This window comes from Kosakonia sp. YIM B13588, from assembly GCF_042788165.1.
Taxonomy (GTDB): Bacteria; Pseudomonadota; Gammaproteobacteria; order Enterobacterales; family Enterobacteriaceae; genus Kosakonia; species Kosakonia sacchari.
In genome coordinates, this window is sequence record NZ_JBHZPO010000001.1 from 684,698 (window position 1) to 708,129 (window position 23,432).

At 52.5% G+C, this 23,432-nt stretch carries 19 protein-coding genes and 1 other annotated feature; of the genes, 7 read left to right on the top strand and 12 right to left on the bottom strand.

All coding sequences use genetic code 11. The features are described from left to right. Nucleotides 1-309 carry a LapA family protein gene (locus ACFX4U_RS03225; RefSeq protein ID WP_017457195.1) on the bottom strand — a complete coding sequence of 103 codons (309 nt, stop codon included), beginning with the start codon at nucleotides 307-309 and terminating at the stop codon, nucleotides 1-3. A gap of 140 nt (nucleotides 310-449) precedes the next feature. Then, nucleotides 450-1,214 (bottom strand): phosphatidylglycerophosphatase B, encoded by a 765-nt coding sequence (gene pgpB / locus ACFX4U_RS03230; RefSeq protein WP_016495875.1) that lies wholly within the window; start codon nucleotides 1,212-1,214, stop codon nucleotides 450-452. Nucleotides 1,215-1,410: 196 nt separating this feature from the next. Here pgpB and ribA point away from each other — a divergent pair, with 196 nt between their 5' ends. Further along, nucleotides 1,411-1,998 (top strand): GTP cyclohydrolase II, encoded by a 588-nt coding sequence (gene ribA / locus ACFX4U_RS03235; RefSeq protein WP_016495874.1) that lies wholly within the window; start codon nucleotides 1,411-1,413, stop codon nucleotides 1,996-1,998. 47 nt (nucleotides 1,999-2,045) lie between these two features. Here the strand turns inward: ribA and acnA are convergent, their stop codons facing one another. The 6 genes from acnA to topA all read right to left on the bottom strand — a co-directional run bounded on the left by acnA (nucleotide 2,046) and on the right by topA (nucleotide 9,536). Further along, a complete protein-coding gene (gene acnA / locus ACFX4U_RS03240) occupies nucleotides 2,046-4,721 on the bottom strand; it encodes an aconitate hydratase AcnA (protein ID WP_313510580.1) in 2,676 nt (891 codons plus the stop codon). A 177-nt stretch (nucleotides 4,722-4,898) separates the two neighbouring features. Next, a complete protein-coding gene (gene ymiC / locus ACFX4U_RS03245) occupies nucleotides 4,899-4,994 on the bottom strand; it encodes a small membrane protein YmiC (RefSeq protein ID WP_313510583.1) in 96 nt (31 codons plus the stop codon). 138 nt (nucleotides 4,995-5,132) lie between these two features. Next, complete coding sequence (locus tag ACFX4U_RS03250) at nucleotides 5,133-5,303, bottom strand: hypothetical protein (RefSeq protein ID WP_249881735.1); 171 nt, start codon at nucleotides 5,301-5,303, stop codon at nucleotides 5,133-5,135. A 1-nt stretch (nucleotide 5,304) separates the two neighbouring features. Then, the gene (locus ACFX4U_RS03255; RefSeq protein WP_082071763.1) at nucleotides 5,305-5,466 is read right to left on the bottom strand and encodes a YmiA family putative membrane protein; all 162 of its coding nucleotides are present in this window, start codon (nucleotides 5,464-5,466) and stop codon (nucleotides 5,305-5,307) included. A 317-nt stretch (nucleotides 5,467-5,783) separates the two neighbouring features. Further along, nucleotides 5,784-6,758 carry an HTH-type transcriptional regulator CysB gene (cysB, locus tag ACFX4U_RS03260; protein WP_016495871.1) on the bottom strand — a complete coding sequence of 325 codons (975 nt, stop codon included), beginning with the start codon at nucleotides 6,756-6,758 and terminating at the stop codon, nucleotides 5,784-5,786. 180 nt (nucleotides 6,759-6,938) lie between these two features. Beyond that, nucleotides 6,939-9,536, bottom strand: coding sequence for a type I DNA topoisomerase (gene topA, locus ACFX4U_RS03265; RefSeq protein ID WP_289891751.1), 2,598 nt, complete (start codon nucleotides 9,534-9,536; stop codon nucleotides 6,939-6,941). Between the two features lie 397 nt (nucleotides 9,537-9,933). Here topA and ACFX4U_RS03270 point away from each other — a divergent pair, with 397 nt between their 5' ends. Beyond that, entirely contained in the window at nucleotides 9,934-10,185 is a 252-nt protein-coding gene (locus ACFX4U_RS03270; RefSeq protein ID WP_131413342.1) for a YciN family protein, read from the top strand. Nucleotides 10,186-10,216: 31 nt separating this feature from the next. Here the strand turns inward: ACFX4U_RS03270 and sohB are convergent, their stop codons facing one another. Continuing rightward, entirely contained in the window at nucleotides 10,217-11,263 is a 1,047-nt protein-coding gene (sohB, locus tag ACFX4U_RS03275; RefSeq protein WP_313510573.1) for a protease SohB, read from the bottom strand. 214 nt (nucleotides 11,264-11,477) lie between these two features. Here sohB and ACFX4U_RS03280 point away from each other — a divergent pair, with 214 nt between their 5' ends. Together ACFX4U_RS03280 and cobO are read left to right on the top strand one after the other, a co-directional pair. Then, nucleotides 11,478-12,233, top strand: a complete 756-nt coding sequence (locus ACFX4U_RS03280) for a YciK family oxidoreductase (protein WP_305735933.1) — start codon at nucleotides 11,478-11,480, stop codon at nucleotides 12,231-12,233. Next, entirely contained in the window at nucleotides 12,230-12,820 is a 591-nt protein-coding gene (gene cobO / locus ACFX4U_RS03285; protein ID WP_305735932.1) for a cob(I)yrinic acid a,c-diamide adenosyltransferase, read from the top strand. The genes ACFX4U_RS03280 and cobO overlap by 4 nt, the downstream gene beginning before the upstream one ends. A 199-nt stretch (nucleotides 12,821-13,019) precedes the next feature. Here cobO and rluB read toward each other — a convergent pair whose 3' ends face one another. Then, nucleotides 13,020-13,910: a 23S rRNA pseudouridine(2605) synthase RluB gene (rluB, locus tag ACFX4U_RS03290; RefSeq protein ID WP_017457185.1), complete on the bottom strand. Its 891-nt coding sequence runs from the start codon at nucleotides 13,908-13,910 to the stop codon at nucleotides 13,020-13,022. Between the two features lie 992 nt (nucleotides 13,911-14,902). On the opposite strand from rluB, the gene ACFX4U_RS03295 reads away from it, so the two are divergent. Continuing rightward, nucleotides 14,903-17,839 carry an RHS repeat-associated core domain-containing protein gene (locus ACFX4U_RS03295; RefSeq protein ID WP_313510570.1) on the top strand — a complete coding sequence of 979 codons (2,937 nt, stop codon included), beginning with the start codon at nucleotides 14,903-14,905 and terminating at the stop codon, nucleotides 17,837-17,839. Nucleotides 17,840-18,492: 653 nt separating this feature from the next. Here the strand turns inward: ACFX4U_RS03295 and ACFX4U_RS03300 are convergent. Both ACFX4U_RS03300 and rnm read right to left on the bottom strand, forming a co-directional pair. Next, on the bottom strand, nucleotides 18,493-19,113 hold the full coding sequence (locus ACFX4U_RS03300) for an L-threonylcarbamoyladenylate synthase (RefSeq protein ID WP_016495863.1): 621 nt from the start codon (nucleotides 19,111-19,113) through the stop codon (nucleotides 18,493-18,495). Then, nucleotides 19,110-19,991, bottom strand: coding sequence for an RNase AM (gene rnm, locus ACFX4U_RS03305; RefSeq protein WP_305735927.1), 882 nt, complete (start codon nucleotides 19,989-19,991; stop codon nucleotides 19,110-19,112). The genes ACFX4U_RS03300 and rnm overlap by 4 nt, the downstream gene beginning before the upstream one ends. Before the next feature lie 160 nt (nucleotides 19,992-20,151). Beyond that, nucleotides 20,152-20,246: a sequence feature (Trp leader region), on the top strand. A 26-nt stretch (nucleotides 20,247-20,272) separates the two neighbouring features. Between rnm and ACFX4U_RS03310 the strand changes: the two genes are divergently transcribed. After that, nucleotides 20,273-21,835 carry an anthranilate synthase component 1 gene (locus tag ACFX4U_RS03310; protein WP_313507578.1) on the top strand — a complete coding sequence of 521 codons (1,563 nt, stop codon included), beginning with the start codon at nucleotides 20,273-20,275 and terminating at the stop codon, nucleotides 21,833-21,835. After that, nucleotides 21,835-23,430, top strand: a complete 1,596-nt coding sequence (gene trpD / locus ACFX4U_RS03315) for a bifunctional anthranilate synthase glutamate amidotransferase component TrpG/anthranilate phosphoribosyltransferase TrpD (protein ID WP_313507577.1) — start codon at nucleotides 21,835-21,837, stop codon at nucleotides 23,428-23,430. Before ACFX4U_RS03310 ends, trpD begins: the two co-directional genes overlap by 1 nt. The last annotated feature ends 2 nt before the right edge of the window (nucleotides 23,431-23,432 follow it).

The window sequence follows — 23,432 nt, forward strand, 5'->3', positions numbered from 1 at the left end:
TTATTCCTTCACTGCCGTTGAGCCGGTTGCAACCGTAACATTTGTGGCAGGGGTAAGCTGGTGCTCAAGACGTTTGATTTTACGTTCGGCGCGCGCCAGAGAAACGCGAACGCGTAGCCAGAAAAGGCCGCAAATCAGCCAGCCGATAATAAAACCAGCAGCAAACAGCACGGCCAGCAGCGTGGAGATCCTGTATTCACCCTGTGCGAGCAAATAGTTGAACGTGACTTGCTGATCGTTTTGCGCGCCAAGAGTAATCGACACAACAAAAATCGCTAACACCAGTAAGAAAATGAGTAAATATTTCACATTACGTCCCGTTATGTGCTGCCGAGCGATGAATTTATATGCAACGACTGCATTCAGCCCTATAAACTACCATTTTAGCGCCCGGCGCGAAATGGAAATGCATGATGTTAAAATCTGATTTGCGGGCGAAACAGCGGAAATCAACCCTCTTGATCGCGGGCAATGATTTCCGGTACTTCTTCCGCAGGCGGCGTGAGCGGGCCACAAATGCGCTGGGCAAGCCAGGTCGCCAGCGTCACAAGCAACCAGGATATCAACGTTGCGACTACCAAATCGCGCGGCCAGTGCATGCCTAACAGCAGTCGGCTACCCATCACACCTGTCGCCCACACAAGCAGCACAGCAATCGTCCATGTCCGTCTGCGTGGCCACAGCAGCCCAACGGCTAGTAATGCCCAACTTGCGGCAAACATGGTATGTCCGGAGGGAAAAGCGAAACCTGTCTCTTTTTGCCAGTGTTTACGTAAAAACCCAGGAATATCATGCTGGCTGGAGAGTTGTTTTTTCACTAATTCTCCCCGATCCTTACGTTTCAAAGTGTAGAACTGTTCGGCCTGAACATCGTGCGTTTTTTCCAGCCAAAGGACGAAAGGTCGCGGTTCCTGAACACGCTCTTTGACAAAGGATTTAACCCCCTGTCCTGCCAGAATCGCGCAACCAAGAATAACGAACAGCATCACCGCAGCTTTGAGGCGAAAACGCAGGCACCAGAGAAACCACGCGCACAATACAACATGCGTGATAATTCCCCACGGTTGGGTGACGGTTTCTGTTAACCAGTATAAAAAATGCAGCCACCAGCGGGTTTGCCCCGGCTCCCAGTTCCAGCCGGAAATCCACATTATCAGCGGCATAATCAATAGAATCGCCGCGCCTGCTGTTGTTCGCATTGCAATGGAAAGCATCTTTTCTCCTTCTGATTTCGCGAACCAATATAACTGAAAAATAACATTTCCGCAGAAACCTACGCATTTGTGCGTTTAAACGGCAATGCGTGGGTCACCAGTAGGCGATGCTTAATGCATTGTGGCAAAATGAGGTTATACAGAAGGCCAACAGGCTAAAGGTGCGCAGTGCACCACTAAAAATCCGGAGATTCACATGCAACTTAAACGTGTGGCAGAAGCCAAACTGCCAACCCCATGGGGCGACTTCCTGATGGTGGGTTTTGAAGAACTGGCAACCGGGCAGGATCATGTTGCCCTTGTTTTCGGTGATATTTCCGGGCAACTGCCCGTACTTGCACGCGTTCACTCCGAATGCCTGACCGGCGATGCCTTGTTCAGCCTGCGCTGTGATTGTGGTTTTCAGCTTGAAGCGGCGCTCAATCACATTGCAGAAGAAGGCCGCGGCGTACTGCTTTATCATCGCCAGGAAGGTCGTAACATCGGTTTGCTGAATAAAATCCGCGCGTATGCACTGCAGGATCAGGGCTATGACACCGTTGAAGCGAACCATCAGTTGGGTTTTGCTGCCGATGAACGCGACTTCACGCTTTGCGCAGATATGTTTAAATTGCTGGCAGTAGACGAAGTTCGTCTGCTGACCAACAATCCGAAAAAAGTTGAAATTCTTACCGAAGCGGGAATCAACATTGTGGAGCGCGTACCGCTGATTGTCGGGCGTAACCCGAAAAACGCGCACTATCTGGATACCAAAGCTGAAAAAATGGGGCACCTGCTGAAATAAGCGCCCCATCGGTGATGAAACAGGCCTGCAAATGCAGGCCTTTGTTTTTAGTTCAACATATTACGGATCACGTAATGCAGAATGCCGTCGTTGCGGTAATAGGTAAGCTCCGTCGACGTATCAATGCGACAGCGGCAAGCCAGCGTCTCCTGTCTGCCATCGGCGCGGGTTAACGTCACGGCTAACGTTCCACCCGGCGTGATGTTTTGCAGATCGGTAACGTCGAGCTTTTCCTCTCCCGTCAGTGCCAGCGTTTTTCGTGTCACACCTTGTGGGAACTCAAGCGGCAGGATCCCCATACCAATCAGGTTGGAACGGTGAATACGCTCGAAGGATTCAGCAATGACCACACGAACGCCCAACAAGCGCGGCCCTTTCGCCGCCCAGTCACGGCTGGAGCCAGAACCATACTCTTTGCCGGCAATCACCGCCAGCGGCGTGCCCTCTTGCTGATAGCGTACAGCGGCATCATAAATAGAGACCACTTCACAGCCTGGCAAATGACGCGTCATGCCACCTTCTACACCCGGTACCATTTCGTTGCGAATGCGGATATTAGCGAATGTTCCGCGCATCATCACTTCATGGTTGCCACGTCGCGAGCCATAGGAGTTAAAGTCCCGGCGCTCAACGCCATGGCTCTGCAAATAGCGACCTGCCGGGCTGTCCGCTTTGATGCTACCGGCTGGCGAAATATGGTCGGTGGTGACCGAATCGCCCAACATGGCCAGGATCCTCGCGCCATGAATATCTTCCACCGGTTTCGGCTGCGCCTGCATATCTTCAAAGAATGGTGATAACCGGATGTAAGTCGAGTCATTCTGCCAGCCATAAGTATCGGAGCGTTCAACCTCAATCGCCTTCCACTCCGGCGTGCCTTCAAACACCTCGGCATACTCTTTGCGGAACATCTCAGTAGAGACTTGCTCAACCGCGCGGGCAATCTCACTGCTCGTTGGCCAGATGTCTTTCAAATAGACCGGATCACCTTTCCGGTCATGACCGAGCGGGTCGGTGGCGAGGTTAATATTCATATTGCCCGCCAGCGCATAAGCCACCACCAGCGGCGGTGACGCGAGCCAGTTCGTTTTTACAAGGGGGTGAATACGCCCTTCGAAATTGCGGTTGCCCGAAAGCACCGCACCAACGGTCAGATCGCCTTCACGGATCGCCTGTTCAATAGGCTCTGGTAACGGCCCGGAGTTACCAATACAGGTGGTACAGCCATAACCGACAAGGTTAAAGCCCAGTTCATCCAGATAAGGCGTTAATCGCGCCTGTGCAAGATAGTCAGAAACCACTTTCGAGCCAGGGGCCAGCGACGCTTTCACCCACGGCTGACGTTTGAGCCCGGCGGTGACTGCTTTTTTAGCCAGCAGGCCGGCGGCCATCAACACACTGGGGTTGGAAGTATTGGTGCAAGAGGTGATCGCAGAAATTACCACTGCGCCATCCGGCAACTGATATTTATGTCCGTTCAATACATAATCGACCGGTTTACGATCTTTTTGCGCCGTGTTCAGTTCAAGTTCCGAGCTGGCGGCGAAGGCTTTAGGCACATCGCTCAACGCGACACGATCTTGTGGGCGTTTTGGCCCGGCGAGGCTTGCTTCAACATCTTGCATATTCAGTTCAAGGGTGCTGGTAAAGACGGGTTCATCGCCCGGATTACGCCACATACCTTGTGCTTTTGCATAAGCCTCAACCAGCGCGACTTGCTCTTCGCTGCGTCCACTCAGGCGCATATAATCGAGCGTCACACCATCGATAGGGAAAAAGCCGCAGGTTGCACCATATTCCGGGGCCATATTGGCAATGGTGGCACGGTCGGCAAGCGGCAGCGAATCAAGGCCATCGCCGTAAAACTCAACAAATTTACCGACAACGCCGTGTTTACGCAGCATTTGCGTGACCGTCAGCACCAGATCGGTTGCCGTGATCCCTTCTCTCAATTTACCGCTCAGTTTAAAGCCAACGACATCAGGGATCAGCATAGAGACCGGTTGCCCAAGCATCGCCGCTTCAGCTTCGATTCCTCCCACGCCCCAGCCCAACACACCGAGGCCATTAATCATGGTGGTGTGAGAGTCAGTGCCGACAAGTGTGTCCGGATAGGCAACCCACTCTTTGTCCTGCAATTCGCTCCAGACCGCTTTGCCGAGATATTCGAGGTTCACCTGGTGGCATATTCCTGTCCCCGGCGGCACCACGCTGAAACGGCTAAACGCTTGCTGCCCCCAGCGCAGGAAAACATAACGCTCATGGTTACGTTCCATTTCAAGGCGGACGTTCTCTTCGAAGGCATCATCGTCCCCGAAGTGGTCAACGGTAACAGAGTGGTCAATCACCAGATCAACCGGGGATAGCGGATTCACTTTGGCGGTATCGCCCCCAAGGCGTTTCACCGCTTCACGCATCGCCGCTAAGTCAACGACGGCAGGAACACCGGTAAAGTCCTGCATCAGGACCCTTGCAGGGCGATAAGCGATTTCGCGATCGGCGTGCGCACTGTCGAGCCAACCGGCCAGGGCACGGATATCTTCTTCAGTGACGGATTCCTCGTCCTGCCAGCGCAGGAGATTTTCCAGTAAAACTTTTAGCGACTTGGGTAGTCGTGAGATATCCCCAAGTTGTTTAGCGGCCAGCGGCAAGCTGTAGTAGTGATAAGTTTTGTTCTCTGCCTGCAACGTGTCCTTACTGGCTTCACGTAGGGTTGACGACATGTGCTCCTCCTTAATTACAGGGATTGCTTACCCTGATGCTCTTCAGGGTCTGTAATTAAAGATAACACAAACATATCGTAACGTTTTGATAACAACCAAAATTGCTACAAAAGGGAAAATCTTTCAGGAGAAGGGGTATAAAAAAAACTCGCAGATGCGAGGTTTTTCAATTCATTATCAAAGGGTAGCCCAGACAACCTGTCCCCAGAAAAGGATGGAAACAGAAAAAGCGGCTAACCACGACCAATATTTCATTCCGCAATCATTACTCATAAATTTATTACCAGAAAATCTATTCATTAAAACTGAGTCATTACTCAATTCATTTATGCTGTGTATTAATTAAAGAGTACAAAAGAGCACATCAATGAATAGCCGGGATAATTTCCCACGTTTATTCTGATGATATATTTATTGTTTTTTGAAGTCGTCTTCAGAGAAGGCGTCAATAAAAGCTTGCTGCTGCGGCGTCAGCTTCCAGGAAGCCGGAATAGAGGTCACAGGTTTCTTTTTCGCTTTAGCTGGTGTGTCATGTAATTGACATACTTGCTTAACCGGTTCGAATCGACCTGCTATAGCCATTTTAACCCCAGAATTTCCAGATCAATAACGCAACGACTGCCCAAAACACGGCAGAGCCAAGAAATACCGCCAGCCAGGCTTTACGCTTAAGCTCAGGGTCCCTTTGCGGCTCTTCACTTCCTGATGGCATTGCTAACCTCGTACAATCGACATCACTTATCATTTTGGGTACCAACAATCGGTGTAATTAATCATGAGATGAGACAAATCCTAAAAGAACTTTAGCCGAAAATCCAGTGAATTTACTCACCAATTCCAAAGAAATATTTAATCTTTTGACCCGAAATAAATTATTGAAGTAATAAATTTGCAGAGCGGCAATTTAGTTTCTATTTTTGTCGCTAAATAGTGACAGTGTCGGCGTTAAAATTGTGAAGGCAATCACCCGCAAAGGTGATTGTATCAAAGATGAAGATAATTTTAATTTGGCTTTAGGAGACATTATGGGTATCTTTTCGGGCGATAAGATACCCTACGGCATTATTTCTGCGGCAACTTAATATCTTTAAACATCGCTTCTATATCTTCATTAGAACGCAACGCCACAGCTGCATCGACAACATCGCGCGTTAAATGTGGCGCGAAGCGCTGAATAAAATCATACATATAGCTGCGTAAGAAGGTGCTGCGACGGAAACCTATTTTGGTGGTGCTGTGGCTGAAGATTTCATGAGCATCCAGTTTAACCAGGTCCGGATCGGAGATCGGATCCACCGCCATGCTGGCAATAACCCCTACTCCCAGCCCCAGTCTGACATACGTTTTGATAACGTCTGCATCTGTGGCGGTGAAAACGATTCGTGGCGTCAACCCTGCACGATTAAACGCCGTGTCGAGCTCCGAGCGGCCGGTGAAGCCGAAGGTGTAAGTCACCAGCGGATATTGCGCCAGCTCATCGATACTGACGGACTGTTTAGATGCCAGCGGGTGATCGGGTGTCACAACGATTGAGCGATTCCAGTGGTAGCACGGTAACATCACCAGATCATCGTATAAATGCAGCGCTTCGGTAGCGATGGCAAAATCAGCATTGCCTTTAGAAACCGCTTCTGCAATCTGTGTTGGCGATCCCTGGTGCATATGCAATGAAACACGCGGATAGCGTTCGATAAACCCTTTGATCACATTAGGCAATGCATACCGCGCTTGTGTATGCGTGGTCGCAACATACAGCGAGCCCTTATCCGGCCAGGTGTGTTCCCCTGCCACCGATTTAATGGCATCAACTTTGGATAATACTTCACGCGCAATGCGGATAATCTCCTGGCCAGCGGGCGTCACCTGAGTGAGATGTTTGCCACTGCGGGCGAAGATTTGTATGCCGAGTTCATCTTCCAGCATGCGGACTTGTTTACTGATGCCAGGCTGAGAGGTATAGAGCCCTTCCGCCGTGGAAGAGACGTTGAGGTTGTGATTCACCACCTCGACGATATAACGAAGCTGCTGTAGTTTCATAACAGACCATCCGAAGTACGCAAACGGGGTTATCGCTTAATACGATTTGATAATAAAAAAGCGGTTAGCTATAACAACTATATCATTTATAGCTTCCGTGTATAGCAGCGAACAAAGAATAATAACGCGCAAATAAAAAGGGCCGGAAAACCGGCCCCTGAAGGTATATGGCTGAAAAAGCTACTTTTTAGCTTCAGTCCATTTATTGTCGATATAAAACGCTGACCACCCGGTCGCTTTCCCGTCTTTTTCCGAAGCAACATATTGCTGCTTGGTCTTACGGCTAAAACGCACAATGGTTTTATTGCCCTGCGGATCTTCCTGCGGTGCGTCTGCAAGATAACGCAATTTTTCCGGCAGACGGTCACGGAAGCGGTACAGTTCTTCTACCAGCGGCGCACGTGTTTCGCGAGATTTCGGGAAGGTATTCGCCGCGAGAAACACCCCGGCTGCGCCATCACGCAGAACAAAATAGGCATCCGATTTTTCACATGGCAGCTCAGGCAACGGCACCGGATCCTCTTTCGGCGGTGCAACTTCGCCGTTACGCAGGATCTTACGCGTGTTTTTACACTCGTCGTTGGTGCAAGCCATGTATTTACCAAAACGCCCCATTTTCAGGTGCATTTCAGAACCGCATTTTTCACACTCAACGATGGGGCCGTCATACCCTTTGATGCGGAATTCGCCCTCTTCGATCTCGTAACCATCGCAGGTCGGGTTATTACCACAGACATGCAGTTTACGCTTCGGATCGATCAGATAGCTGTCCATCGCCGTACCACATTTCTGGCAACGGCGTTTGGCGCGCAGCGCGTTAGTTTCCGCGTCTTCGCCTTCCAGCACGTTGAGCACTTCGTTTTCCGGCACCAGGTTAATGGTGGTTTTGCAGCGCTCTTTCGGCGGTAACGCATAGCCGGAACAGCCGAGGAAGACCCCGGTACTGGCGGTACGAATACCCATTTTACGGCCACACGTCGGGCAATCGATGCTGGTCAGCACCATCTGATTCGGACGCATACCGCCAGCTTCAGGATCCTGTTCAGCTTGTTCCAGTTGGCGAGAAAAATCGCCAAAGAAGCTGTCCAGCACCTTGCGCCATTCCGCTTCATGGTTCGCCACGCGGTCGAGGCTGTCTTCCATCTGTGCGGTAAAATCGTAATTCATCAGCTCGCGGAAATTTTCCTCCAGACGATCGGTAACGATTTCACCCATTTTTTCCGCATAAAAACGGCGGCTTTCAACACGCACATAACCCCTGTCCTGAATGGTCGAGATGATCGACGCATAAGTAGACGGGCGGCCAATACCGCGTTTTTCCAGCTCTTTTACCAGTGAAGCTTCGCTAAAACGCGCAGGTGGCTTGGTAAAGTGCTGTGCCGGTGTTAACTCTATAAGCGAAAGAACATCGCCCTTATTCACCGCCGGCAACGTACGATCTTCATCGCCTTTGCGCAGCGCAGGCATGACTTTTGTCCAGCCATCGAAACGCAGGATGCGACCACGGGCTTTAAGACGGAAATCGCCCGCGCCCACTGTCAGCGTGGTGGAATCATACTGAGCAGGCGTCATCTGACAGGCGACAAACTGGCGCCAGATCAGCTGATAAAGCTTCTGCGCGTCGGATTCCATGTCTTTTAACGATTCAGCTAACACCGCGACATCAGAAGGACGAATGGCTTCGTGCGCTTCCTGAGAATTCTCTTTGCTGGCGTACTGATTAGCGTTTTCCGGCAGGTACTTTTTACCGAAGTTATCAGTAATGTAGCTGCGAACCATCGACACGGCATCCTGGCTCAGGTTCGTCGAGTCGGTACGCATATAGGTGATGTAACCCGCTTCATACAAACGCTGCGCCATCATCATGGTTTTCTTGACGCCAAAACCCAGACGCGTACTGGCGGCCTGTTGCAGCGTAGAGGTAATAAATGGTGCACCCGGTTTGCTGCTGGTCGGCTTATCTTCCCGCTCCAGCACCGTATAGCGCGCTTTTTCCAGCAGGCTGACCGCCGCCATGGTTTGCTCGCGATTAACCGGGCGGAAGGCTTTATCACCTTCATGGGTCACCTGCAACGGCAGCGTATCGCCACCAGGCGTTGCTGTGGCAGCGTCAATTTCCCAGAACTCTTCCGGCACAAACGCTTTAATTTCGCGTTCGCGCTCAACAACCAAACGCACGGCTACGGACTGCACACGGCCAGCGGAGAGACCGCGGGCAATTTTCTTCCACAACAGTGGAGACACCATGTAACCCACAACGCGGTCCATAAAACGGCGCGCCTGTTGAGCGTTCACACGGTCAATATTCAGTTCGCCCGGCGTTTCGAAGGCCTGACGAATCGCATTCTTGGTAATTTCGTTAAACACTACGCGGCTGTAGCGTTTCTCATCGCCGCCGATCACTTCCCGCAGGTGCCACGCAATGGCTTCCCCTTCGCGGTCAAGGTCGGTTGCGAGATAGATGTGGTCGGCTTTTTCCGCCAGCGATTTCAGCTCGGAAACCACCTTCTCTTTACCTGGCAGCACTTCATAGTGTGCATCCCAGTTATGCCATGGGTCGATCCCCATACGATTGACAAGAGCGCCACGTTCATCCTTTTTAGGCTTCTTAGCCGTTTTGGCGGAGGCTGAGTCTGCGCTCTTTTTGGGTGCTGATCCACTGGTCGGCAAATCACGGATATGACCAACGCTGGATTTAACCACATAGTCATTACCCAGATATTTATTGATCGTTTTGGCTTTTGCCGGGGACTCAACGATAACGAGAGCTTTACCCATATTCACCTTTACCTAATTAAATTCTTCCAGAAATTCGTCGCATGTCGCTTCAAACCCACCGGCGACGAGCATTCAATATTGCGGCGGCGTCAATGGATATCAACCCTTTTTTTAACAAAGCGCGTAAAACGGAGCGTTCAGGTGACTGAGTTTACAGGCTTTTTCGCGCCAGGGCGGAGTGGCACAACGATAATACGGTCGAATGTCAAGCAAATCTGTTGCCAGATTGACGAAAGCGTCACACTGTACCTGATAAAATTTGTTACGCAACTTTATTAGCATGCAAAAGCGGATCACGCCAGCACAACGACCGGGCAAAGCCCTTGCAAAAACAGGGAAAATTTGCCCCTGAACCGGGCCAGCGGTAAACTGACGAAATTTTTTAAGGAGTGGAAAAATGCAAGAGACATCTCAGCCAATCGATCGCCAGTCTCTGCTTGAACTGGCTAATAAACTGATCAGTGAGCATGAAGATACACTATCCGGTATCGTCGCAACCGGCGTCAGTCAGCGTAACGGCGTGCTGGTTTTCAGCGGCGAGTATTTTCTTGATGAGCAAGGCTTGCCGACGGCGAAAAGCACTGCGGTATTCAACATGTTCAAATACTTAGCGCATGAACTTTCTGAAAAATATCATCTGATCGACTAAAGAAAACGCGAGGCCCGAGCCTCGCGTTTTTTTACATCATCGGTTTCTGCCCGCGCTGCCACCAGCGCATCAGCAAGTGATCGATGCTCTCCATCGCACTGCCCGTAAATCGTTCCATCAGTTTTTTACGCTGCTGATAGCGCACGCCAATCACTTCGTGATCTTCGATAAGCCCGAGCAGCAGATCATCGCTGGTGCCAATGGCGTCGATCAATCCTTTATCAAGCGCCTGGGAGCCATACCAGTGCTCGCCCGTCGCCACGCTTTCAATGTCCAGTTCGGGTCGCATCTGGTGAACAAAACCTTTAAACAGATCGTGAGTTTCGTTCAGGCTTTCGCGAAATTTCTGCCGCCCTTCTTCCGTGTTTTCACCAAGCAGTGTCAGAGTTCGTTTGAACTGACCCGCTGTGTGCAGCTCAATGTCGATCTCTTTGCCTTTAAGAAAGCGGTTAAAGTTGGGGATCTGCGCCACCACGCCGATAGAACCAATGATCGCGAACGGTGCCGCGACAATTTTATCGGCCACACAAGCCATCATATAGCCGCCGCTGGCAGCCACTTTGTCGACGGCGATAGTCAGTGGGATATGCTTGTCGCGCAAACGTTGTAACTGGGAAGCGGCAAGACCGTAGCCATGTACCACACCTCCCGGGCTTTCCAGGCGCACAACGACTTGATCCTGCGGCGTTGCTACCGCCAACACTGCCGTTATCTCTTCACGCAATGCATTGACTTCCCCCGCGTCCATGCTGCCTTTAAAATCGAGCACATAGGCGCGCGGTGTGCCTTGTTCTTGCTGTTCGCCGGCCTTCGCCTTCGCTTTTGCCGCTTTAGCTTCCAGCTTCAGTTTTTTCTTCTGCGCTTTGTGCCAACGTTTCTGTTGGTGGTCATCCAGCAAGGAGACTGACATCTCTTCTTGCATCTCTTTATATTGCTCACTCAAACGGGTGACTTTCAGTTCTCCCCGCTGGCGTTTGCGCTGTGTCAGATTGACAATCAGCACGGCCACAACGGCAATCGCCACGACGACGGTCGCGATTTTGGCCAGAAACAGGCCATACTCAGACAGTAATTCCATGCATACCACCTCGATTACACCACTCGACAATCGCACCAGTGTACATGAGCGATGCTGACACGTCTCGCGTAAGCCATTGGTACAATGTGCCATGTTGCTGAATTTTTTCGTAAAGGTTGCGCAACCTTCCCGCAGGCTGATTGAAATAGCCCTCTGTTTAAGGCATAAAGCCAACATGTGAAGGCGATAACAGGCCCCGGCCTGAGGAGAGAGAGTGCATTATCAGCCACAACGCGATTTGTTAAACGATCGCATCATTCTGGTGACCGGTGCCAGCGACGGCATCGGCAAAGAAGCGGCGCTGACCTACGCCCGCCATGGCGCGAGCCTCATTCTACTGGGCCGAAACGAAGCGAAACTGCAGCAGGTTGCGCGCGAGGTTGAACAAGAAGGCCAGCAGGCGCAGTGGTTTACCCTTGATATGGCAAACTGCACCCCGGAAATGTGCCAGCAACTGGCCGATGCCATTGCAGCCTCGGTGCCACGCCTGGACGGTGTGTTGCACAATGCCGGTTTACTCGGGGATGTATCGCCAATGAGCGAGCAAGTTCCGGCAGTCTGGAACGAGGTAATGCAGGTCAACGTGAACGCCACCTTTTATCTCACCCAGGCGCTTCTTCCTTTATTACTTAAATCGGATTGCGGCTCTCTGGTTTTCACTTCTTCAAGCGTTGGACGCCAGGGACGTGCGAACTGGGGCGCTTACGCTGTGTCGAAATTTGCCACCGAAGGGATGATGCAGGTGCTGGCCGAAGAGTATCAAAACCGCGTGCGGGTTAACTGTATTAACCCTGGCGGTACGCGCACCAAAATGCGCGCCAGCGCCTTTCCGACAGAAGATCCAGAAAAACTGAAAACCCCCGCCGATATTATGCCGCTTTACCTGTGGCTGATGGGCGATGACAGCCGCCGTAAAACCGGTATGAGTTTTGATGCCCAACCGGGTCGCAAACCAGGAATTTCACAATGAGCGAAGAACGATATCAGCAGCGTCAGCAGCGCGTAAAAGAGCGTGTCGACGCGCGCGTCGCTGCCGCACAGGATGAGCGTGGGATCATTATTGTCTTTACCGGAAACGGTAAAGGGAAAACCACCGCCGCATTCGGTACGGCAACACGCGCAGTCGGGCATGGTAAAAAAGTCGGTGCCATTCAGTTTATCAAAGGGACCTGGCCAAACGGCGAACGCAACCTGCTGGAACCGCTGGGCGTGGAATTCCAGGTGATGGCAACCGGTTTTACCTGGGATACGCAAAACCGTGAAAGCGACACCGCTGCCTGTCTGGCGGTCTGGCAACATGCCGAACGAATGCTGGCAGATCCCGCGCTGGATATGGTGTTGCTGGATGAACTGACCTATATGGTGGCCTATGATTACCTGCCGCTGGAAACGGTACTGGACGCATTACGCAAACGTCCGGCAAGCCAGACGGTGATTATCACCGGACGCGGCTGCCACCGCGATATTCTTGATCTGGCGGATACCGTCAGCGAATTGCGTCCGGTGAAACACGCTTTTGAAGCAGGTGTAAAAGCCCAACAAGGTATCGATTACTGACGCAACGTAAGTGCACCGTCATCGAAGGCAGCGCTTTTTTGCTCTGGGATAAGGGCCTGAAACCTTAACAGGCAGCTCCTGCCAGCGCGTGAGATTTCACACAAGCGATCAGGCTGAACCAAGCCAGATCCACATCCAGGGTTTTCGGTTAGCAACAAAAAAGGGGCTTTCGCCCCTTTTCTCTTATTCTTTATTAAGATCAGTCGTTTTTATTACGCGTACTGCCGGGGCGACGACCACCACCGGACTTGCCAGCCGGCTGGCTGTGACGTTTCACCGCACGGCGGATCTGATTCGCTTTCATGCGACGGCGATCTTTCTCCACGGCCACTTTTGATTGCGTTTCCGCATCCAGCCCCACCAGCTCGCGCAGGTAGTTGGTTTGCGCCAGATCGAGTTCCGTCCAGCCGCCGCGAGGCAAACCTTTTGGCAGCGGAATATCACCGTAACGTACGCGGATCAGGCGGCTGACCTGAACACCAACCGCTTCCCACAGGCGACGCACTTCACGGTTGCGCCCTTCGGTCAGGGTGACGTTGTACCACTGGTTAATGCCTTCACCACCGCTGAACTTGATGGTTTTGAACGCCGCCGGGCCATCTTCCAGCTGCACGCCGCGCGCCAGATCGCGCAATTTCGCGTCATCAACTTCGCCAAAGACACGGACAGCGTATTCGCGCTCAACTTCACGGCTCGGGTGCATCAGGCGGTTCGCCAGTTCACCATCGGTAGTAAACAGCAACAGGCCGCAGGTATTTACGTCGAGACGACCTACCGCGATCCAGCGCGCGCCGCGCAGTTTCGGCAGACGATCAAAAACTGTCGGGCGCCCTTCCGGATCGTTACGCGTACAAAGTTCGCCTTCCGGTTTGTAGTACGCCAGCACGCGGCAGATCTGCTCCACGGACTCTTTCACCGAAATAAGGTGACCGTCGATACGGATTTTCAGAGCAGGCGTCACTTCCACGCGATCGCCCAGTGTGGCGATTTTGCCGTCCACGCTTACGCGGCCAGCCTCAATAATAGATTCGATTTCACGGCGGGAACCGTGGCCAGCTCGCGCCAGCACTTTCTGTAGTTTCTCGCTCATAGAGCTTCCTTCAGGTGTCGCCTTCACAGGCGTCTAATATACTTTCAAAAACAATGAATTAGCACCAATAACAACTTAATTCATTGATATGCAACTATTACATGGTACACAGCATGGCAAACAATATGTCACACAATGATTCGAGGGCGCACATACTACACTAACTCTAGACTAAATGATTCAACAAGTTTTGAACCCTTGAAGTGGAAATGATTGTTGCCTTTTGCCCTTAGATTATTCCCCGCGATGCTCGGCAAGATATGAAATCCGCTTGACCATCTTAGCAAGTGAATCGTGATCGTCTCTTTTGATTCTGTATCGATTATCCGGAAGATGGACATTTGACCTACTGAGTTTCATTAAAGATCTTGGATAAGTTCAGTGAATAACGGGGAAAATTATAACTACCGCACTTGCAGTAGCCGGACGGCCGCGCCGGTTCGGCATGGTCGCGGCGCGCCCTAAACTTTAATTCGGCCAGTAAGCGTTTCGTCCGTCCTCCCTCAGCAGGATCTGCAGGATGCCGCAATCAGGCGGCTCAGCAACGGTGCCTTCTACAACACGGTCACACACAAATTCAACTGGTCGCGCCAAACATCATTCGCCTGCGGGTGAGCATACCCCCTGACACATAAAGCCGGATGTCGCCCTGGAGAGCAGCCCACGTTCAATAAAGTCAACCGAGAGTTGTTTGCCTGCTTTCATCGGTCCAGCGGCGTGCGGGCTGGAAGGACCAACACCGCTCCACGCCAGACAATCCCCCCGAACGTCTGAACGAGCCTGCTGCAAGACTATGTTCTGGAAATCTATCGCTTTTATTCTGCCCGGTTCGCAATCCATTTCGCCGGGCTCACAATAACCGCAAACGAAATGTATATACCATCAGCTTTCTCCATCCTGCCCTGAAAGGGCCTACCCAGGCTAAATTCTCATAGTGTTGTATGATTTTCTTAGCAGCCTGACTGGCTGCATAACATACACAGGAGAATGCCATGAGCACATCGTTGTTCAGCAAAACCCCGACCGTCACGGTCCTCGACAACCGCGGGCTGACCGTACGCACCCTCGCCTACCACCGCCACCCCGACTCCCCGGATGTTACGGATGAGCGTATCACCCGCCATCAGTACAGTCTCCCAGGCAACCTGACGCGAAGCGCCGACCCGCGCCTGCACGACGCCGGGCTGGCAAACTTTACCTTACTGACCGACCTCGCCGGCGCTGTCCTGCGCACCGTAAGCGCCGATGCCGGTACCACCATCAGCCTGAACGATGCCGCCGGACGGCCGTTCACGGTGGTCAGCGATATCAGCACCGACAGCAATGGTACGGAAGACAGAAGCCAGACCGTGACTCGTCGTTGGCAGTATGAAGATGCCTCCTTGCCGGGTCGCCTGCTGGCAGTGACCGATCAGGTGACCGGCGGGGCCGCACGGGTGACGGAGCGCTTCATCTATGCTGGTGGCAGCAGCGCGGAGAAGAACCTGAACCTCGCCGGGCAGTGCATCAGCCACTATGACACTGCCGGTCTGGTACAGACTGACAGTATCGCCGTGACCGGCACGACCCTCTCGGTCACCCGCCACCTGCTGAAGGATGCGGATAATCCCGACACCCCGGCAGACTGGCAGGGTGCGGATGCGTCCGCCTGGAACGACCTGCTGGACGGCGGAACGTATATCACCCTGAGCACGGCAGATGCCACTGGCGCAGTGCTGACCACTACTGATGCCGCCGGTAACATCCGGAGCGTGGCGTACGATGTGGCCGGCCAGCTCTCGGGGCGGTGGCTGGAGCTGAAAGACAGCGGTATCAGGCAAGTTATCCTGAAGTCCGTCACCTGGTCCGCCGCTGGACAGAAGCTGCGCGAGGAGCACGGCAACGGCGTGGTCACCACCTGGACCTACGAGCCGGAGACGCAGCGCCTGATCGGGATGAAAACTGAACGACCGGCCGGACACGCAGCAGGGGCAAAGGTGCTGCAGGACCTGCGGTATGCCTGGGACCCAGTGGGCAATGTGCTGAATGTCACCAACGATGCGGAGGAGACCCGTTTCTGGCGCAACCAGAAAGTGGTGCCCGAAAACACCTATGCCTACGACAGCCTCTACCAGATGGTCAGCGCTACCGGCCGCGAGATGGCAAGCGCTGGTCAGCAGAGCAGCAACGCCCCCTCCCTCGCCGTTCCCCTTCCCGCAGACAGCTCCGCCTATACCGGATATACCCGCACCTACCACTATGACCGCGCCGGCAACCTGACGCAGCTGCGCCACAGCGCCCCGGCCACGAACCACAGTTACACCACGGATATCACGGTCTCCGATAAAAGTAACCGCGGCGTGCTGAGCACGCTGACCGAAAACGCCGCAGACGTGGATGCTCTTTTCACGGCAGGCGGGCAGCAAAAACTGCTGCAGCCCGGGCAGGAACTGGTCTGGACGCCACGTAATGAGTTACTGAAGGTGACGCCGGTGGTGCGTGAAGGCGATACGGCTGACCGGGAAAGCTACCGCTACGATGCCGGCAGTCTGCGTATCCTGAAGGTCAGCGTGCAGAAGAGCGGCAACAGCACGCAGACACAGCGGGTGGTGTATCTGCCGGGGCTGGAGCTGCGCAGCACGGCAAACGGCAGTTCGGAAACGGAAAGCCTTCATATAATTACCGCTGGCAGAGCGGGCCGGGCGCAGGTACGGGTACTGCATTGGGTGAGCGGGAAACCGGATGGTATCGCCGATGACATGCTGCGTTATAGCTACGATGACCTGACCAGAAATAGCTTACTGGAGCTGGACGGTGACGGTAACGTCATCAGCAATGAGGAGTACTACCCGTACGGGGGCACGGCGGTGTGGACGGCGCGCAGCGCCGTGGAGGCGGAGTACAAAACCATCCGCTATTCGGGCAAGGAGCGTGACGCAACCGGGCTGTACTACTATGGATACCGGTACTACCAGCCGTGGGCTGGCCGCTGGCTGAGTGCTGACCCGGCGGGCACGGTGGACGGACTGAACCTGTTCAGGATGGTGCGAAATAATCCGATCACCAATCACGACGTTATGGGGTTATCGCCGATTGAAGGAATACCACTGAGCTCAGTAACTGAAAAACGAATTACGGCGGCTCAGGAAGGCACTCATGCAAACAGGGCAAGAGAAGTAAAAAGGGCTTATGAATATATAGAGAATAAATATCAAAGAGCCGTCCCATCGACTCAAATTATTAAAGGCCAAAAAAGACCTCTTACTTCTTCTGAACATATTATTCCAAACAACCTGCTTATTGCAGGCGCCCCAAGAGAGTTTAAGCGTTATGCCAACATATCGCCTCACTATGATATGGATAAAGGGAGCGGTTTTATTGAAGGTCAGGCGGTGGCATACCAGGAAAATGATATCGCCCATAAAGCTCATTCGGGAACGGGAACAAAAGGTGTAATAAAGAATCCAGATGCAACTAACGATAACGCAACGTATCTTAGCACTGTCAAGAGCTTATTACATAGCGGTGATGTATCTTCTGCGATTCAAATAAATCAACTGGGATATGCTCATAGCCCTGTATTCAGAGACTTAAGAAATATTCGCAGTAAAAGTAGGTTTAACGAATGGGCAGTAAACGTTGTCGCAGACAACTCCTTTTTCCATAGCGTAGGAGCAATAAAATCAATGCCATTTGTTGCTAATGAGCCCTGGGATAGAGAAAGTCGAACGTTCACAGAAGAACCTCAAATTAATTCTATTGAAATAACAGTGCAGGATAAGTTTGAAGGTGCCATATCTCGTATGGCTGCAGTAATGGAGAGGTATCCTACTGTTGCTGAGTTAAAAAAATTCATAAAAAAATACAATTATGAAATTCCAGAGGGTTATTCGTGGCTTAGCTCTGAAATAATCGAATGGGATACAAAAACACCTTATTATATGCTATAGGTTGTTCTATATTATTAATTCTAAACATGTTCCCCGACCTAAAGGCCGGGGATTTTCACAGCATCCATGCCGGAGCCATTTATAAAGGTTATGAGCCGACACGCCGAGTTAACTAAATACTTCAACGATGGAATAACCCCGTTCAGTTACCTGGTGGACAGCCTCCTCCTGCCTGATAACTATACTCACCCTTGATTTACTGGGATTAATTTAAGGTTATTCAGGATAAATAAAACGTGTATCTAACAGTTCCTGAGCAATAAGGTCTTATTGTTTATTGATTGTAATATTGAGTACGGAACCAAACCAAACCAAACCAAACCAAACCAAACCAAACCAAACCAAACCAAACCAAACCAAACCAAACCAAACCAAACCAAACCAAACCAAACCAAACCAAACCAAACCAAACCAAACCAAACCAAACCAAAGAAAATATACAACAGCAGGTAAAGGTGTACATACATATTGAGAGTGAAGATGTGGCTAATGGCTGTCACACAAGGTGTGTAACAGTCATTAACCGAAGTTATTAAATAAATGATTGTAGATGATTTAATATCTTACTTATGCGCCTTCACAGGCGGCGAATAGGGTCATCAGGTCGGCGAAGCCGCTGCTGAAATAGCCGCGTCGTATAGCGGCTTGCCCCACTATAAGAAAGGCTTAACGTCACCAACCCCTTCGCGAATAACCTCGGGTGTCGATTCCGTTAAATCGACTACCGTCGTCGGTTGTTGGCCGAGATAGCCACCGTGGATAATTAAATCCACCACTTTTTCCAGCCGATCTTTAATTTCATCCGGATCGGATTCAGTAAAATCACTGCCCGGCAGCATTAACGAAGTGGACAGCATCGGTTCGTTGAGCGTTTCCAGAAGGGCTAGTGCAATAGGGTTTGACGGAACGCGCAGGCCTATCGTTTTGCGTTTTTCCTGCAATAAACGGCGCGGCACCTCTTTTGTCCCTTTCAGGATAAACGTGTAGTTGCCAGGCGTATTATTTTTAATCAGACGAAAAGCCACGTTATCGACAAATGCATACGTCGACAGCTCCGATAGATCGCGGCACATCAGCGTGAAGTTGTGACCATCCGGCAGATGACGAATGCGGCAAATACGCTCCATCGCCCCTTTGTCTTCAATTTTACAGCCCAACGCATAACCGGAATCGGTGGGATACACGATGACCCCGCCTTTACGCACAATTTCTACCGCCTGGTTAATCAACCGTGGCTGGGGGTTTTCCGGATGAATATAAAAAAATTGACTCATACTTCCCTCTCTCTGTTCTGTTGCGGCTGCTCCCATTTCAGCCATACGCCCTCAACACCGGCCGGAAGCCAGAGTTTGCGCCCCAGTTCAATCCATGGGCAAGGCTGATGGAAATCAGAACCTTGCGACGCCAGTAAACCAAACTGACGGGCATACGCGGCAAGCTGCGTTCGCTCGTTGGGAGCCTGCTGACATTGGGCGACTTCCATCGCCTCACCGCCGCACTGTGCAAAATACGCCAGCAGCCTTTTCAGCCATTTAGCAGAAAGGTTATAACGACCAGGATGGGCCATTACCGCCGTTCCGCCAGAATGATGAATCACATCAATAGCTTGTTCTATTGTACACCACTGGGGAGGAACGTATCCCGTTTTCCCCCGCGCAAGATACTTTTTAAAAACATCGGCAATATTACTCGCTTTGCCCTGTTCCACCAGGAAACGCGCAAAGTGTCCACGTGTTACGTTCGCTCCTTGCGCCAGCCGTTGAGCGCCTTCCCACGCACCGGGAATGTGCGCTTTTTCTAAACGCTCAGCAATCAGCTTCGCCCGCTGAACCCGGCGTTCAGATTGCGCCTGCAAAAAAGTGCGCAGCGCCGGGTGGTCAATATCAATATTCAGACCAACAATATGTATTTCATGGTTTTCCCAGACGGTGGAAATCTCTACGCCACTGATAAGCTGCAAATCCAGCCCGGCACGGACAATTTCCGTACGGGCAGCAGGAATGGCATCGGTGGTATCGTGGTCGGTTATCGCCAGCGTACCGACGCGCATTTCTACCGCGCGATGCACCAGTTGTTCGGGGGAAAGCAGACCGTCAGAGGCCGTCGTATGGCTGTGAAGATCGTAAATAATGGCGTAATTCGTGTCGCTCAAAGCGGCTCCGCTAATTCATCAGGACGTCGGTTTGTCGCCTATCATACAGTCCAGAGAATATTTTCTGAATTCGAGGTTGACTTTCTTTTCCTGAACCAGTTAACTAGTACGCAAGTTCACACAACAAGGTATCGCAAACATGAATGCACATTTCTCTGTTACTCGCTGGTGGCGCACTCCCTGATAAGGGCTGTGAGATCACGTGCGCATTCAGCATACCGATACCAGGCCCGCTCACCCAGCGGGCTTTTTTTTGAACAAAATAAATAATGAGAGCGACTATGCAAACGCAAAAACCAGCACTCGAGCTTCTGACCAGTAACGCCAGCTATCGCAGTAACCCGACGGCGTTGTTCCATCAATTATGCGGTGCCCGCCCGGCAACCCTGCTGCTGGAATCAGCGGATATTGATAGTAAAAGTGACTTAAAAAGCCTGTTGCTGGTTGATAGTGCGTTACGTATCACCGCGCTTGGTGACACTGTCACCATTACCGCATTAACCGAAAATGGCGCAGCACTTCTGGATCTGCTCGATAACGCGCTGCCTGCCGGGGTGGAAAACACCTTGCTGTCCAATGGGCGCGAACTGCGATTCCCGCCGGTCAGCAGCCTGCTGGACGAAGACGCCCGCCTCTGCTCGCTCTCTGTGTTTGATGCTTTTCGCTTATTACAAAATCTGGTCGACGTTCCTTCCGATGAACGCGAAGCCATGTTTTTCGGCGGCTTGTTCGCGTATGACCTGGTAGCCGGTTTTGAAGATTTGCCGCAGCTTACGCACGATCGCCGTTGCCCGGACTACTGCTTTTATCTCGCCGAAACCTTACTGGTGATCGACCACCAGAAACAACAAACGCGTATCCAGGCCAGCCTGTTTACCCCTTCGGCACAGGAAAAAGACCGTCTGCTCCAGCGAATCGACACCCTGCGTCAGCAGTTGGATCGCCCGGCCGGGACGTTGCCGGTCGAAAAAGTTGAGCATATGCGCTGCGACTGCAACCAGAGTGATGAAGAGTACGGCGCAGTGGTTCGCGAAATGCAAAAAGCGATTCGCGCGGGCGAGATTTTTCAGGTAGTACCGTCTCGTCGTTTCACCCTGCCTTGCCCTTCACCGCTGGCAGCTTACGAAGTGCTGAAGAAGAGCAACCCCAGTCCGTACATGTTCTTTATGCAGGATAATGATTTCACCCTGTTCGGCGCCTCACCGGAAAGCTCGCTGAAATACGACGCCAGCAACCGCCAGATTGAGATCTACCCTATCGCCGGCACACGTCCGCGCGGACGCCGCCCGGATGGTTCACTGGATCGCGATCTCGATAGCCGCATTGAACTGGAGATGCGTACCGACCACAAAGAGCTGTCAGAACACTTAATGCTGGTGGATCTGGCGCGTAATGATCTGGCGCGCATCTGCACACCCGGCAGCCGCTATGTCGCCGATTTAACCAAAGTCGATCGCTACTCCTACGTGATGCACCTGGTTTCACGCGTGGTGGGCGAGCTGCGTCAGGATCTCGATGTTCTGCACGCCTACCGCGCCTGCATGAACATGGGGACGTTGAGCGGTGCGCCAAAAGTGCGCGCAATGCAATTAATCGCCAAAGCGGAAGGCACACGACGCGGTAGCTACGGCGGCGCGGTGGGTTATTTCACCGCACATGGCGATCTGGATACCTGCATCGTGATTCGTTCTGCGTGGGTGGAGGACGGTGTGGCAACGGTACAGGCCGGCGCGGGTGTCGTGCTGGATTCCGTTGCGCAATCTGAAGCCGATGAAACCCGTAATAAAGCCCGCGCGGTTCTGCGCGCTATCGCCACCGCACACCACGCTCAGGAGACTTTCTGATGGCTGACATTCTGCTGCTTGATAACATCGATTCCTTTACTTACAACCTGGCGGATCAGCTGCGTGCGAGCGGACATAACGTAGTGATTTACCGTAACCATGTTCCGGCGCAAACCTTGATTGACCGCCTTCAGACAATGCAAAACCCGGTGCTGATGCTCTCGCCAGGCCCTGGCGCCCCCTCTGAAGCGGGCTGCATGCCGGAGCTGCTGACGCGGATGCGCGGCAAGTTACCAATTATCGGCATCTGCCTCGGCCACCAGGCGATTGTTGAAGCCTATGGCGGCTACGTCGGCCAGGCAGGTGAAATCCTGCACGGCAAAGCCTCAAGCATTGAGCACGATGGCCAGGCCATGTTCGCGGGCTTAAGCAATCCGCTTCCCGTTGCGCGTTACCACTCGCTGGTGGGCAGCAACATCCCGGCGGGATTAACCATCAATGCCCATTTTAACGGCATGGTGATGGCAGTACGCCACGACGCCGATCGCGTTTGTGGTTTCCAGTTCCACCCGGAATCGATTTTGACCACGCAAGGTGCTCGTCTGCTTGAGCAAACGCTGGCCTGGGCGCTGCAAAAACTGGAGCAGACGAATACGCTGCAACCGATTCTGGAAAAACTCTATCAGGCGCAAACACTCAGCCAGCAGGAGAGCCACCAGCTTTTCTCTGCGGTGGTGCGCGGTGAGCTGAAGCCGGAACAACTGGCGGCCGCGCTGGTGAGTATGAAAATTCGCGGTGAGCATCCCAACGAGATTGCCGGAGCCGCCACCGCACTGCTGGAGAATGCCGCGCCATTCCCGCGTCCGGACTATGCTTTTGCCGATATCGTTGGCACCGGCGGCGACGGCAGCAACAGCATCAATATTTCCACCGCCAGTGCATTTGTCGCTGCTGCTTGCGGCCTGAAAGTCGCCAAACACGGCAATCGCAGCGTTTCGAGCCGTTCCGGCTCATCGGATTTGCTGGCGGCATTTGGTATCAATCTGGATATGAATGCAGATAAATCGCGTACCGCGCTGGATGAGCTGGGCGTCTGTTTCCTGTTTGCGCCGAAGTATCACACCGGTTTTCGCCACGCAATGCCGGTACGCCAGCAGTTGAAAACCCGTACTCTGTTCAACGTGCTCGGCCCGTTGATCAACCCGGCGCATCCGCCGCTGGCGCTGATCGGCGTCTACAGTCCGGAGCTGGTGCTGCCGATTGCCGAAACCCTGCGCGTACTCGGTTATCAGCGTGCAGCGGTTGTTCATAGCGGCGGCATGGACGAAGTGTCACTGCATGCCCCTACACTGGTTGCCGAGCTGAACGATGGCGAAATTAAAAGTTACCAACTGACCGCTGCAGACTTTGGCCTGACGCCATACCATCAGGAGGCGCTGGCTGGCGGGACACCGGAAGAAAACCGTGACATTCTGACACGCTTACTCCAGGGTAAAGGTGAGGCCGCGCATGAAGCCGCCGTCGCCGCCAATGTCGCCATGCTGATGCGTCTGCACGGCGAAGAAGATTTACAAGCCAACGCGCAAAAAGTTCTGGATGTGCTGCACAGCGGAGCAGCCTACGACAAAGTCACCGCACTTGCGGCAAGAGGGTAAAA